Genomic DNA, 15276 nt, shown 5'->3' with positions numbered 1-15276 from the left:
TATATGTTAAAAATAAGGGGATTGAAAAAAACATTTGGAAACACTTTAGTTCTTAAAGGTGTTGATTTAGATATTTTAGAAGGTGAAATTGTTGTTGTTGTAGGTCCATCTGGTGGTGGAAAAACAACTTTACTAAGAATAATAACTGGACTTGAAAAATGTGATGATGGAAGTATTGAGATTTCAGGAAATACTCTTTGTAAGGATGGAAAGTATTGTGATAAAAAGACTGCTAATATTATAAGAAAAGATGTTGGTCTAGTTTTTCAAAGTTTTAATTTATTTCCGCACAAATCAGTCTTAGAAAATATAATAGAAGCTCCAATACGTGTTTTAGGAGAAAAAAAGGAAAATGCAATAAATAAAGCTTTAGAAATTCTTAATTTTCTAGGCTTAAGTCATAAAGCTAACAATTATCCATGTGAATTATCTGGTGGTCAAAAGCAAAGAGTTGCAATTGGTAGGGCATTAGCACTTAATCCTAAATTGATGTGTTTTGATGAACCTACGTCAGCACTAGATCCTTCTCTTACTTTAGATGTTGCAAAATTAATAAGAAATTTAAGTAAAGAAGGAATGTCAATGCTTATAATTACACATGATATGGAATTTGCTAAACTTGTTTCAGATAAAATTGTCTCTATGGATAGTGGGAAAATTATTGAAAAACATATCTATAATAATTAATTTTCAACTTATAATAATATTATTGTAATACACATTCATAATTTCCTCCTTTTTATAGAATACTAATATTATGTTAAAAGAAGGAGCGATTTAATAATGAATGAAAAAACAATGAAATTTACAGATGAGCAAGGCAACAAAGTAGAGTATGCTATCTTAGAACAAAAACTAATAAACAAAACTGAGTATGTTGCAATGGCACCAGTTACCAATAAAAATGATGTAGAAATATTTAAAATTAAATTTGATAAGGATTGGAATGAAACCTTAGTTCAAGTTGAATCTGAAAATGAACTAAATATGGTAAGACAAGTATCAAGTATAAAGTTCTAATCTTTTAATAAACAAGATTTTTAATCTTGTTTATTTTTTTGTTAATTTAAATTATCACTAGAGGATTATTATCATTTATGATAATCTATATATTGAATAAAAATTCTAGGAGGTACTATGAAAAACTTAACATTAAGTAATAGAACTAAAGGCGTTTTATTTATTATAATGTCTGCTTTTGGTTTTGCAATGATGTCTGCTTTTGTTAAATTATCTGGAGATTTGCCATCATTTCAAAAAACTTTTTTTAGAAATATAACATCTTGTATAATTGCTTTTGGAATCATTTTAGTAAAAAAAGAAAGTTTCTTTGGCAAATTAGAAAATCAAAAAATACTAATTTTACGTTCTTTGTTTGGTACATTAGGAATAGTATTTAATTTTTATGCAATTGATAAGTTAGTATTATCTGATGCTAATATGCTTAATAAACTTAGCCCTTTCTTTGTTATTATTTTTAGTGCTTTATTCTTAAAGGAAAAAATAAATTTCAAACAAGGACTAGCTATCATCATAGCGTTTATTGGAGCTCTGTTTATCATAAAACCACAGTTTAACTTCGATATTATTCCATCATTAATTGGAGTTTGTGGTGCTATTTGTGCAGCAGCTGCTTATACATGCTTACGTGTACTTGGTAGTAGAGAAAAATATTATACAATTGTATTTTACTTTTCTTTTTTCTCAACTATAGTAATATTACCTTTTATGTTAATGGTTTATGAAAAAATGACACTAGTACAATTCTTATATTTAATACTAGCTGGAATTTTTGCAAGTATAGGACAATTTGGAATTACTATTGCCTATAAGTATGCTAAGGCTAAAGAAATTTCAATCTTTGATTACAGTAATATTATATTCTCTGCAATAATTAGCTTCATTTTATTTGGAGTATTGCCTGATTATTTAAGTATAATAGGATATCTCGTAATCTTTAGTGTATCATTATATATGTTTTTATATAATAAAAAGTTAGACAAAATTGAAAGTAAATAACTTATTAAGAGGTTGTATCAGAAAATTTGATACAACCTCTTTTATTCTAGTATTACTATAGTTATTTTATATGCTATAATTAATTTTTGAAAAGGAGTAGAGTAATGTGCAACAATAAAGGAACAAATATATTGGATATTCTTCTTAATAATGAAGATAAAGATGAATTAAAAATTGAAGTATATTTAAATAAGATTGATTATAACAGTAAAATTTCCGTAGAATTTAAAATTGGATTAAAGAAAACATCATCTAATAAACTTAATATAATAAAAGACATACGTCAATTTCTTGTTTATTATGAAAATCATATTCCTTTAAAATATAGCAAAGATTTTATATTTGATATTAATAAACAATTTTTTTCTAGTAAGGATTTAGCATTAATCAATTATATATATGAACTTTTAGAAATAGATGGATCAAAATTTAAGCATATTAAACCAAAGGACAGAACTATTGATGGAAAATATATATACCCACCCAAATATTTAATGAAAGAATTTTTTAATACTATAAAAGATCATAGAGTATATTTTAATGATAATTTTTTTAGCCGTCCAGTTGATTGTGAAATACAAACGGGTAATCCTTATTTAGAAATGAATTTAGAATATAAGAATAATGAATATATACTAAAGTTACTTTCTGATTTACCATTAACGTTAAATGATAACTTTAATATTATGATTAATGGTACAACTATACTTTTACCAACTAAAGATTTCATAAATAAAATTAAACCTTACTATGAAATATTTTCAAATCACACTAAGGTTATTTTCCCAAAAGAAGAAGAGGATAGAATTTTAAAACAACTTATTCCTACTTTAAATAGTTTAAGTGATAATTTAATATTATCTTCAAATATACAAGAAAAAGTAGTTTTAGCAAAACCATTATTTAATTTTTATTTTGATAAGGAAGATAATTTCATATTAATGACATTAAAAGTGCAATATGATAAATATGAATTTAATATATTTAATGAGTATGATCAAAAAGTAATATATCGAGATTATAATAAAGAGAGTCAAGTAATTTCACTTTTAAAATCTCTTGGCTTTGATCATGTTAATGGTAAATTCTATTTAACCTTTGGTGATAACTATATTTTTAATTTCTTTAAAAATAAAATTTATGATCTTCAAAACATAGGTACAGTATATTATTCTGAAAATTTTAAAGGAATTAAAGTTATTAATAACAAGAGTATTATAGGCCATATTTCCGTTGGTAAATATGATTATTTTGAATTAAAATTTGAAATAAAGGATATTCCGCAATTTGAAATAAATAATATTTTAAGAGCATTTAGGGATAACTTAAAATATTATAAACTCGAAAACGGAGAATTTTTAGATTTAGAAGAATTAGAGCTAAATAACTTCTTAAAATTAATAGATAATTTAAACTCTGATAATATAATAGAACATAATACTATTGAATTTCATAAAAGCAAAGGACTTTATACAAATGACTTTATAAAAGAAAATAAAATTAAGTTTTTAAAAGGCGTGAATAATTTAAAAAGCTTAAAATCGCAATTTAATAATATAGATAAATTAACATTTGAGGTGCCAAAAGAATTTGTTGGAGAACTTAGAAATTATCAATATAAAGGGTATTGTTATTTAAAAACATTATCCCAGCTTGGTTTTGGTGGAATACTTGCAGATGAAATGGGCCTTGGTAAGACAATACAAACTATAGCTTTTTTATCATCATATAAATGCAAAACATCATTAATAGTGGCTCCCTCTTCTTTAGTATTTAATTGGAAACAAGAGTTTTCTAAATTTGCACCTTCATTAAATGTAGCCTTAGTAAATAGTACAAAAGAATATCGAAGTAAAATTATAAATAATGCAAATAATTACGATGTATTAATCACTACATATTCACTATTAAGAAATGATATTAATGAATATGCTAATATTGAATTTGAAACTATAATATTAGATGAAGCACAAAATATAAAGAACTACAATTCACAAAATGCAATAAGTGTTAAAATGCTTAATGCTAAAAATAGATTTGCTTTAACAGGAACACCAATTGAAAATTCATTACTTGAATTATGGTCTATTTTTGACTTTATAATGCCTGGATATTTATTTGATAGAGATACTTTTATTGTTAAGTATTATAGAAGATATTTAGACTGTAAAGAACTTTCAGATGAATTTAAAAAATTGATAAAACCTTTTATTCTTAGAAGAATAAAAAGTGATGTATTGAAAGAACTTCCATCAAAAATTGAAAAGATAATAGAAATTGAACTTCCAAAGGAGCAGCAAGATGTATATGGTGTATATACTAATACTGTTATAGACTTAATTGAAAAGAAAATAGTAAATGATGAATTTTCATCTAGGAAAATCGAAATATTGTCTTATATAACGAAACTAAGACAAATAGTTTTAGATCCAAGTGTAGTTTTAGATAATTATCATGGTGGAAGTGGTAAAATAGATGCATTAATAGATATACTAAATGTAGCTGTAGAAGAAAATCATAAAATTCTTGTATTTTCTCAATTCACTTCAGTTTTAAGTAGTATAAAGAAACGACTTGAAGTAGAAAATTTAACTTATTGCTACTTAGATGGATCTCTATCCCAGAAAAAAAGAGATGAAGAAGTATTTAAATTTAATAATAGTGATTCATCTATATTTTTAATAAGTTTAAAGGCTGGGGGAGTTGGTTTGAATCTTCAAAGTGCAGATATTGTTATTCACTTTGATCCATGGTGGAATCCAGCAATAGAAGCGCAAGCAAGTGATAGAGCACATAGGATTGGACAGAAAAAAATAGTTGAAGTAATTAAACTTATTGCTAAAGATACAATAGAGGAAAAAGTGATCAAATTACAAAATGAAAAAAAAGAATTAATTAATAATATATTAGATGATAAATCACTTAAAAATAATCATATATTTGATTTATCAGAAGATGAAATACTAAATTTATTTAAATAAATAACTATAAGGAGAACAAATGGACTTAAATAAAGAATTTTTAGAAAAATACAATGATTTAATGAATGAAGATGTTGAAAAGGCATTAAACTTTTCTATTAACTGCTTAAAAGAAAGCAATAATCCAGATTTTTATGCATACATAGCAGATTGTTATATGTCATTAGAAGATTATGATAATTCAATACAAACATTAAAATTAGCATTAAATGAAAACTGCAATAATATAAGCTTTGTAAAAAGTCTTTTAGGTGAATCTTATTTCTATTTGGGAGATTTTAAAGAAAGTAATAATATTTTCTTAGAACTAAAAAAAGAAAACCCTAATAGTTTTTTTGTAATAGCTTATTTAATGGATATAAATATTTATTTAGAAAAATATGATTATGCCATAGAATTAGGCGAAGAAATTTTAAAATCTAAAACATTAAACAACAATGATACTGCATATATTTTAGTAAATATAGGTTGGATATATTTAAAATATAAAAATAACTTAGAAAAATCATTTACTTATTTTAAAGATGCACTTAATATAGATGAAAATTTAGGTAGAGCATATATAGGATTAGGAGAATATTATTATAGTATTCATGAATATACTGATGCTTTAATAAATTATGAAAAAGCTATAGATTTACAAGAAGGTACTATAGATGTTTACTTTGGAATAGCAATGTGCTATAAAGCCTTAAAACAATATGAAGATGCATTAAGTTATCTACAAATAGTTCATCAAGCAGATAGTACTAACGAATTATATATAAAAGAAATTGCAGAGATAGAAAAATTATAAATTTGAATTAACTTATTAAAAAGTGCTTATACTAAGGTTGAGGTGATACTTATGTACCAAAGTATAGGAATAAACCTAAGTAAAAGTTTGGATACAGCAACAAAAAGAATCAAAATTCCTGCTATTACTCAAAGAAATTATTACAAATCATGCAATAACTGTGAAGATGAAATATTAAATTTTTATAAATCTGATTGTGATGAAAGTGATTTAAATTATGATAAGAACTTTGATTATCTAGATGAGGATGAAAGTGATATAGATAATGAATGTAATTGTGGCTGTGATGATAATTGCATGATAGAAAAATTAAAAAACTTAGATTCAAAAGTTATAGTAGGTGCCAGTATAGGAGCATTAGTTGGTTGTGTTGGATTATATCTTTTACTTAGGAGAAAATAAAACATTTATGTGTTTTGAATAAGCGCCGTTAATAATATCGGCGCTTATGCTTTATTTTAATATTTAAATATAAAAAACTTTAGGAGAGTATAAATGAAAGAAATTATTATTTGTGTAGATAAAAATGATAAGGAAATTGGTTTCATAGAAAAAATGGATGCTCATATTAGAGGAATTCTTCATAGAGCTATTTCTGTTTTTATATTTAATGATAACAAAGAATTACTCCTTCAAAAAAGATTTAGTGGAAAATATCATTCACCTAGTCTTTGGACAAACACATGCTGTACTCATCCTAACAAAGGTGAAAAAACTAAAGATGCAGCTAATAGAAGACTGAAAGAGGAAATGGGCTTTTCTACAGATATTGATGAAGTATTTTCATTTATTTATTATGTTAAGTTTGATAATGAATTAATAGAACATGAATTTGATCATGTTTTCTTTGGAAAATACAATGGTTCTATTAATTTTAATACAAATGAAGTTGAGAATTACAAATGGATTTCACTAAATGAGTTAAAGAAAGACATAAAACTAAATCCTCAAATATATACCTTTTGGTTTATATATATAATGAATAATCATATTAATGAAATAGAAGAAGCTCTAAATAGAATATAATAAGTCACCTAGCTTTATTTATTAATTACTATTGTAAGATATTTAATAGTAATATAAAATATTTTATATCGATTAATATAATTATTTTAAGCTGGGTTAGAAAGGATAAAAAAGATGAATACAAAGAAACCACAAGAATACATAGCTAATATTTCTAAAGCTTCTGCTTATTTTGCCTTAAATAACGGTCCAATTAAGGAATTAGTTAAAGAAGGTAAGATTACTGAAGAAGAAGCAACAAATCTACAAAAGTACATGCAAAATCATTTATCATATCTTTACACTGTTTTACTTGAAGAAAATAACTTAAAGAAATTTGATTTAATTATAAGTACAATGAATAAGTTTTATGTTAATGATAAAGAAGAGGTTTTTATAGAAGATGATGGTTTTGATAAATTTTATAATAATTTATTTCCAACAACATCAAATATAACTATAAAATAGTTTTTTAATAACCATTGACCTTTTTCTAAATTATGGATATAATAGTATTAAATTTAAATTTTAAAATTCATAGATAAGGGATAGTAATATATCTTAGCTTCATTAAAGAGAGTTAGGGATGGTGAGATCTTAACAAGAAGGAGTTATATGAATGGGCCTTTGAGAAGTAAAGGGAAAGCAATGCTTAGTACCGGAAACCGTAACCTACACGTTATAGTAGGACAAGTATGATAGTACTTGGATTAAGTGATGAAATTTATATACTTAAATTTCATAAATTAGGTGGTACCGCGGATTATATACTCCGTCCTATTTTTAGGACGGAGTTTTTTTATTGCTTATAAGGAGGTGATTAATATGGCATGAAGTTTTGTTAAATTCATAATAGTAAAAAATCTTAATAAAAGTTATTTATGTTTAGGGGGAATTCAAAATGAAAAGAAATTTAAATACAAAAAAAATGGTTATGAATGCACTACTATTAGCAATAGGTGCCATATTACATCAAATTACTCCAGCTCTAGGTTTACCAATGCAACCTGATTTTGCATTAGCAATGTTATTTATTATAATGATTATAAATGATAATGATTATAAAACATCTCTTATTTGCGCTATAATAACAGGAGTATTTACAGCATTAACAACTAAGTTTCCTGGAGGTCAATTACCAAATATTATAGATAAAATAGTAACTGTAAATGTAATGTTTTTAGTTATTATAATAATAAATAAAATATCACATTTAACTAAACTAAACACTAAACTTGAAAAAAACATCTTGGTTTTATTAGTTTTTCCAATTGGAACATTAGTTAGTGGCACTACATTTTTATTATCAGCAAAATTTATAGTAGGATTACCAGCAAGTTTCTCACTTCTTTTTGTTACAGTTGTAATACCTGCTTTAGTAATTAATACAATAGGTGGATTTATTCTATATCATGCTATTAATGTATCATTAAAAAGGGTTTTAACTGTATAATTTCTAAAAGAGCAAATATATTAGCATATTTGCTCTTTATTTTTATAATATATTTTATTTATATTGAAATTTACTCTTGCTTTTGATACATTATAAATAATATTTTATGTGTTTAATATATTAGATATGAAATTATTATTTATATAATTAAGCATTAATCTAAGGAGGAAATATTATGTATATTGCATTTGGAAATAGAGTTTTAGATAGCAATGATATAAAAAATATTATTGAAGAAAATACTGAATTTAAAGTTATTAAAGATATGAGTAAAGGTTCTAAAAGAGAGGATATTGTTGCCTTTAACTTAAGTGTTAGTATTGATATGTTAAATGAAGAAATAAGTGAAAGTATAAATATTAATGAAGAAGATGAAGATTCTTTATTTGAAGAGTATATGGCAACAACAGAGGAACTTGGGTTTGAATTAGAAGAATACTTACCTGAAGACTCAATTATGGACTTTAAAGCTTATAAATGGGAACCATCTGATAATGATATTAAAGCAGTATTTGTTATGGCTAATGAAGAACTTGGAAATAATAAATTAAAAGATGTAATGAGAAGATTATTAACACAAGTCGAATAATCAATTATTAAATTTAAATAAAAAACAAGATAAAATAGTAATTTATCTTGTTTTTTATTATATATGAAAAAAATAGAAAAAATGGTACAATTATTTTAGAGAATATTTAATAAAATAAAATTATTGTTCATAAGTATTAAATATTGAACTTTAGTCGAGAATTAATTTGAGAGGTAATATATGAAAAGTACAGATTATATTGAAAAAATTGAAATAAACGATAATCCTAAAGGTACGTATTCAATTGATTTATGTCCTATTTCCAATACTATACGTTTTACAGCACAATATGATGGATGTATTTATGCATATGTAGTTGGTGATTTTAATAATTGGAATAAATCTGATGAATATAAGCTAACATGGCAATTAGATACACGTGATGGTTTATTAAAAATGATGAAAGAAGTTAAATTTCCAAATAAATTGAAACCTGGAAAATATAAATATAAATATATTTTAATTGACACCGATGGAAATGAATTATGGGTAGATTCAGAAGGTAGCGAAAAAAATAGCTTTAGTTTTATTTGGGAACCTATAAAGGACGTCTTAAAAATTTATTCTTCTAGTAATGTAGTAACTTATAAAAGACCCGTAGAATTACTAGGGGTTTGTAGTGGACTATACGGTAGAATTTCTCTTACAGAAATGAATTGGTCCATAGAAAATAGTTATCCTGGCATAGAAATCAAAAATAATTATTTATTTGTTGATAAAAATGTTCCAGAAGGATATGAAATTATTATTAATGGAACTTCTATAAATAATGAGTACAATTCAACTAAAAAAATTAAGGTTAAAAATAATAATTATGAAGGTACTTTAGTTCATTTTTATATAGAAGATAGCAATTATCAAGGAAATGATTTTATTTGGAATTGTTGGAGCTTTAGCGAGAATTCTTCTGGTGAAGAGAAAAATTTTAATTATAATACAGACTTTGGCTTTTCAACATATATTAATGATGATTACTTAATTGTAAGAAAAAAGCAGTGGGGTAATAATTGGATAAATTATTGGTCAGAACAAACCATTACTTATGATTTAAAAGGTAATTATAAGGATATTTACATTATCCATGGAGATAACAGAAGTTATAAATCACTTAGAGATGCATTAGTTGCAAGTCAAACTAATATAAAATTTGCCGTAATGGATAATGCTAATAAAGTTAAAATTTATCTTACTAGCGAGCCTTTATTAGGCATTGATTTTGAACTTTATTTAAATGGTGAAAAGATAGAGGGTACCTCTTCAATTATAAGAGGAAATAAAATAATTATAACAAATCTCCCTCGTCATATTCATGCAAATGACTTATTGTTAGTATCAGCCACTAACGCTTATAGGCCTTATAAAGTTATTATGCGTGATTACTTAGATAAATTTTATTATTCTAAAGATGATCTTGGAGTTACTTATTTAAATGATTCAATTTCATTTAAAATATGGGCTCCCACAAGCATAAAGGTAGAATTATTATTATTTGAGGATTGGTATATAAGTCATGAAGATGATGTAACTAAATATCAAATGACTTATGATTATAAAACAGGAGTTTATTCTACAGTTATAAATAAAGAAGATGCAGATGGTTTGTATTATTTATATAAACTTTATTTTAGGGATGTAGATGTAAATGGAGAAATTGTAGAAAATGTAACTTATGCAGTTGATCCTTATGCAAATTCAGTTTCTGTAAATGGTGATAAAGGATATGTATTAGATATTAATGAAAGAAATACTAAACCTATAGGATTTATTAATCATAATATTCCTCCATTAATTAATAAAGATGATTCTATTATTTATGAAATGCATATTAGGGATTTTACTATCGATAAAAGTTCAGGTGTAATTGATGGCCTGAGAGGTACTTATTTAGGAGCAGCAGAAGAAAATACAGTATATAGAAATCCTTATAGTGCTAAATCTATTAAGACAGGAATAGATCACTTATGTGAGTTAGGAGTAACACATGTTCATTTAATGCCTGTATTTGATTTTGGTTCTGTAGATGAACGTTTTCCAAGTTCTAATAACCGAAATTGGGGATATGATCCTAAAAACTTCAATGCACCTGAAGGCAGTTATTGCAGTAATCCTTATAATCCTGTAACAAGAATAATAGAATTAAGACAAATGATTATGAAATTTCATGAAAAAGGAATAAGAGTAGTAATGGATATGGTTTATAACCATATGATGTGCACTATTAACATGGATAATATAGTTCCAGGCTATTATTTTAGAACAGATCATTTAGGACGATATACAAATGGTTCAGGTTGCGGAAACGAACTTGCTTCCGAAAAGCCTATGGTTAGAAAGTTTATTATTGATTCATGCATGCATTGGATTAAAAACTATAAAATAGATGGAATAAGATTTGACTTAATGGAACTATTAGATATTGACACTACAAAGGAAATTGTACGTAAAGCAACTAAGATAGATAAAAACTTTTTAATATATGGCGAGCCATGGAAAGGTGGTAGTTCACCATTAGTTAATGGTACTTATAAAGGGTCACAAAAAAATGAAAATTTTTCTGTATTTAATGATACTTTTAGGGATGCAATTAGAGGAAATAATAATCCTTCTTGTGGATTTATAAATGGTAATTCTTGCAACTCTGATTTTGCTTGGAGCATAATAGAAGGATTGAAAGGTTCTATATATACATTAACATCAAACCCAAATGAAAGTATTAATTATATCGATGCTCATGATAATTATACACTTTGGGATCAAATAGAAAAAAGTCAAAATCCAAACTTGAACTTTGGTGATTATAGAAAAAATATCCCTAATCATCCTTTAAACTCAAGTCTTGTTAGACAGGATCTTTTAGGTATGTCCATCATATTTTCATCCCAAGGTATTCCATTTATCCAATATGGAGCCGAATTTTTAAAAACAAAACAAGGTGATCATAATAGCTATAAAAGTAATGATGACATAAACTCCATCAAGTGGTATGATAAGGAAAAATTTATTGATGTATTTAATTATAATAAAGGGTTAATTGAAATCAGAAGAAGTTTACCACATTTTAGACTTAGAGATACAGAACTGATAAAGAATAATATTAATTTTATCTTTGCTGGTAATAGTGAAAATTGTGGTGTTTTAATACAGCATATCAATTTAAATAATTATGATAAAGGTGAAGTTGTTGTTATTTATAATGGAACCAATATTGATAATTATGACGTAAACTCTTATGTTCCATCTTCAAGTAGTGGCTATTGGAATATCATTGCAAATGAAAATAGTGCTGGAATGAAAATCTTGAATACTGTTTTTAACAATCAAATCCCAGGTTTAAGGTCATATTCAATAATGATTTTATGTAATAATATCAACTTTTGTTAAATCTAAAAAATAATTATAATTTGATAATTAAAAGTAGAAAGTAAGATTAAATTTCATTTTAATCTTACTTTTTGAATTATTAACAAATAAAATACTTCTTTTAATCATATATTTATTCTGTGAATTAATTATAAAGGAGAAATATTTTGAAAGCGAGAAGTGCATTAAAAAATTTTGTTTTATGGGTAAGCCTAGCAATTGTAGTTAATATTTTTATTTATATTATTTTTGGCTCAGAACCTGGATTAGAGTTTCTTGGTGGATACATAATAGAATTAAGTTTAAGTGTAGATAATTTATTTCTATTTTTACTTGTCTTTACATCTTTTAATATACCAATCTCATACCAAAAAAGAGTTCTAACATATGGAATATTTGGTGCTATAGTCTTAAGATTTATGTTTATTTTCTTAGGAGTTGCAATTGTAAATACATTTCACTGGATACTATATATTTTTGGATTTTTCTTATTTTGTAGTGGTTTAAAAATACTATTCAACAAAGAAGAAGCTGTTGATTTTTCAGATAGTAAAGTATTAAAAATTATGAAAAAGATAATTCCTGTCACTGATGATTTATATGGTGAATGTTTTTTTGTACGTAAAAATGGAGTTTTGCATGCAACTCCATTATTATTAATTTTAGTATTAATTGAAAGTTCAGATATTATTTTTGCTATGGATTCAATACCTGCTATTTTTTCTATCACTACCAATCCTTATATAGTTTATAGTTCTAATATCTTTGCCATATTAGGCTTAAGAAGCCTATATTTTCTTTTAGCTAAATTAAATAGTATGTTTAAATATATAAAATATGGAGTGGCATTTATTTTAATGTTTACAGGAGTAAAATTATTTATAGCATTCTTTGGAATAACTATTTCAACAATGGTTTCACTGCTCGTAATAGCAATTATATTACTAGTTAGTATTTTATTTTCATTATTATGTACTTAATTATCTACTTTAGAATAAGATAATATGAGGCTTTTTAATTAATAAGGAGGTAACTTCTTTGGCAGATGCTCTTGATTTACTTATTTATTTAGACGAAGCATTAACTAAGAATTTAAATTCACTAGTTATTGATGGTTATATAGAAAAAAGAACTTCTAAATTTATTGAAGATAGAACCTTAAGTGCTAAAACTGGAAATGAAGGATCTAACCAACATTATGGAGAAGATAGATGTATTCGCGACGAGCGTGATGGATATAAAGGGAAAAATTTTACTGAAGCAGATACTGTAACAACATTAAATAAGGATAATCAATCTGTTGAAGGTAGAAGATTTATTAGACGTGAAGAAGAGTTGACACGAATATATACAACTTTTGAAATTCATCAGCAATTATTACAAGGTTTAAATGAAGCTAATTTAATTAAAGAATTCTCCGAATATTCTTCAATTGATAGTATAAGTGCTGGAGATTATATTAAATTAAGTGGTAATATTACTAATGAATCTATGGTGTCATACATAGATAGCCTATCAAATTTACTTTCTAGTTTAGGAACTGATAATTTAAATTGTATATGTAATTCTTCTAATGAATTAAATAATTCACTGATTAATTATAATACCATGTATAAACAAGTTGATTACTTAAAATCACTTTTAACTGTTAATAACAGTCAAGATATGATTATTAAATGTGGAAATATAGATGTTGTTCTAACAGTAAATAATAATAATTTTGTTAGTACTTATGCAAATATTTATGAGGGGGAAGAATGTCCTTGTACAGTAGTAGGAAAAGTTATACGAAAATGTGATAGTAATCATTGTATTCATTTACTAAGAAAATCAGGACAAGCAAATTTTTATGAAAACTTTTTAAGCTGTTGTTCTCCCTTAATGCAGAAATTGTCCAGCAATGGAATTTATTTACCAGAACAACCACGATTTAAAGTTCCAGGGGAGTCTTTACTAGTTGTCCCAATAAGTATGATTATATAAACAATTTCTTTTAAATAAAAATAAGAAGTCGTTAAGAAATATAATGACTTCTTATTTGATTATTTGCTTTCAGAAAGAATAAAATCAATAATATTCATATAAAGTCCTAAAGCTTCCTTATTAGATAAGTTTTCTAAATAGTGAGTACAATTTTCTAAGGTATAAAAATCAAATTTATTGTTTAACTCTATTCCACTTTCATATAATTCAACGGAAGTATCGTATGGAACTATATTGTCTTTTTTACTATGTATTATCAAAGTATCTGGCAAATCCTCTTTAATATAATTAATAGGACTATATAATTTCGAATAACTTTCTATATCTTCTGCAGTAAAGTTATCAACAATCTCGCTTGGCCCTGCACTTAAATTAATTTTACTTAAATCCGAAGGTCCAAATAAATCAACTATATATTTTACCTTTGATGGATATTCTTTTAGCGAAACGTCTCCGACAAATTCATCATCATCGGAAAAAGCTGCAATCATTGATAATTGTGCACCAGCTGATGGTCCAATAAGTCCAATATTATCTACATCAAAATTATATTTATCTTTGTTTTTATACACCCATCTTATTGTATCTTTTACATCTGATATTTGCTTATCAAATATCACTTCATCATCCATTAATTCATAAGATGTACTTATAACAGCAAACCCTTCATCTTTTAGCAAATCAATTATTGATGAAATAGCCTCTGGTATAACCTTATCTCCATACACCCATCCGTTTCCAAATACATAAATAATTACAGGCTTTGGATCCTTTATTTCTTCATTAATATACAAATCCAATTTTAGTGTTTCACCATCATTCCTTTTATAAATAATATCCTTATAGGTTATATCTTTTATAGGTTCACTATAAAAATCGCTTGATATAGTTGCTAAACTATTACTTAATTTAAGAACCTCATATAAAAACTTAAAACGTATTGAATTTAAAACTCCTATAATTAAAGTTATTAAAATAATTATAATAAATAATGTTCTTTTTTTTCTCATAGACTCCTCCGATATATAGTTATATATAGAATTATTGCCATAAATTCTCTAAATATTAAAATCATATAAATTTTATTGGC

General features: G+C 25.2%; 14 protein-coding genes and 1 other annotated feature. Of the genes, 13 read left to right on the top strand and 1 reads right to left on the bottom strand.

The window, feature by feature from the left end:
* Window positions 1–3: 3 nt before the first annotated feature.
* The 13 genes from HCG70_RS05995 to HCG70_RS05935 all read left to right on the top strand — a co-directional run bounded on the left by HCG70_RS05995 (window position 4) and on the right by HCG70_RS05935 (window position 14186).
* A complete protein-coding gene (locus tag HCG70_RS05995; protein WP_042400299.1) occupies window positions 4–687 on the top strand; it encodes an amino acid ABC transporter ATP-binding protein in 684 nt (227 codons plus the stop codon).
* A 96-nt stretch (window positions 688–783) separates the two neighbouring features.
* Window positions 784–1020: a DUF1292 domain-containing protein gene (locus tag HCG70_RS05990; RefSeq protein ID WP_042400295.1), complete on the top strand. Its 237-nt coding sequence runs from the start codon at window positions 784–786 to the stop codon at window positions 1018–1020.
* A 117-nt stretch (window positions 1021–1137) separates the two neighbouring features.
* Window positions 1138–2019, top strand: coding sequence for a DMT family transporter (locus HCG70_RS05985; RefSeq protein ID WP_042398789.1), 882 nt, complete (start codon window positions 1138–1140; stop codon window positions 2017–2019).
* Window positions 2020–2123: 104 nt separating this feature from the next.
* The gene (locus HCG70_RS05980; protein WP_195951174.1) at window positions 2124–5000 is read left to right on the top strand and encodes a DEAD/DEAH box helicase; all 2877 of its coding nucleotides are present in this window, start codon (window positions 2124–2126) and stop codon (window positions 4998–5000) included.
* A gap of 19 nt (window positions 5001–5019) precedes the next feature.
* A complete protein-coding gene (locus HCG70_RS05975) occupies window positions 5020–5796 on the top strand; it encodes a lipopolysaccharide assembly protein LapB (protein WP_042398783.1) in 777 nt (258 codons plus the stop codon).
* A gap of 51 nt (window positions 5797–5847) precedes the next feature.
* Window positions 5848–6198 (top strand): hypothetical protein, encoded by a 351-nt coding sequence (locus HCG70_RS05970; protein WP_042398780.1) that lies wholly within the window; start codon window positions 5848–5850, stop codon window positions 6196–6198.
* A gap of 93 nt (window positions 6199–6291) precedes the next feature.
* A complete protein-coding gene (idi, locus tag HCG70_RS05965; RefSeq protein ID WP_042398776.1) occupies window positions 6292–6822 on the top strand; it encodes an isopentenyl-diphosphate Delta-isomerase in 531 nt (176 codons plus the stop codon).
* Between the two features lie 114 nt (window positions 6823–6936).
* Window positions 6937–7269, top strand: coding sequence for a hypothetical protein (locus HCG70_RS05960; protein ID WP_221697559.1), 333 nt, complete (start codon window positions 6937–6939; stop codon window positions 7267–7269).
* A 61-nt stretch (window positions 7270–7330) separates the two neighbouring features.
* Window positions 7331–7584: a binding site (T-box leader), on the top strand.
* 118 nt (window positions 7585–7702) lie between these two features.
* Window positions 7703–8254: a tryptophan transporter gene (locus tag HCG70_RS05955; protein ID WP_042398769.1), complete on the top strand. Its 552-nt coding sequence runs from the start codon at window positions 7703–7705 to the stop codon at window positions 8252–8254.
* Between the two features lie 175 nt (window positions 8255–8429).
* Window positions 8430–8843: a hypothetical protein gene (locus HCG70_RS05950; protein WP_042398765.1), complete on the top strand. Its 414-nt coding sequence runs from the start codon at window positions 8430–8432 to the stop codon at window positions 8841–8843.
* Window positions 8844–9023: 180 nt separating this feature from the next.
* Window positions 9024–12224, top strand: a complete 3201-nt coding sequence (pulA, locus tag HCG70_RS05945; RefSeq protein ID WP_042398764.1) for a type I pullulanase — start codon at window positions 9024–9026, stop codon at window positions 12222–12224.
* 146 nt (window positions 12225–12370) lie between these two features.
* Window positions 12371–13183 carry a TerC/Alx family metal homeostasis membrane protein gene (locus tag HCG70_RS05940; protein ID WP_052330672.1) on the top strand — a complete coding sequence of 271 codons (813 nt, stop codon included), beginning with the start codon at window positions 12371–12373 and terminating at the stop codon, window positions 13181–13183.
* Between the two features lie 58 nt (window positions 13184–13241).
* Window positions 13242–14186 carry a hypothetical protein gene (locus HCG70_RS05935; RefSeq protein ID WP_042398763.1) on the top strand — a complete coding sequence of 315 codons (945 nt, stop codon included), beginning with the start codon at window positions 13242–13244 and terminating at the stop codon, window positions 14184–14186.
* Between the two features lie 59 nt (window positions 14187–14245).
* Here HCG70_RS05935 and HCG70_RS05930 read toward each other — a convergent pair whose 3' ends face one another.
* Window positions 14246–15196, bottom strand: coding sequence for an alpha/beta hydrolase (locus tag HCG70_RS05930; RefSeq protein ID WP_055275949.1), 951 nt, complete (start codon window positions 15194–15196; stop codon window positions 14246–14248).
* Between the last annotated feature and the right edge of the window lie 80 nt (window positions 15197–15276).

The organism is Clostridium sp. K04 (assembly GCF_019734375.1).
In the GTDB taxonomy this organism is placed as follows: domain Bacteria; phylum Bacillota; class Clostridia; order Clostridiales; family Clostridiaceae; genus Clostridium; species Clostridium saudiense.
The sequence above is the reverse complement of the archived record's forward strand: the minus strand, read 5'-3'. Positions and strand labels throughout refer to the sequence as shown.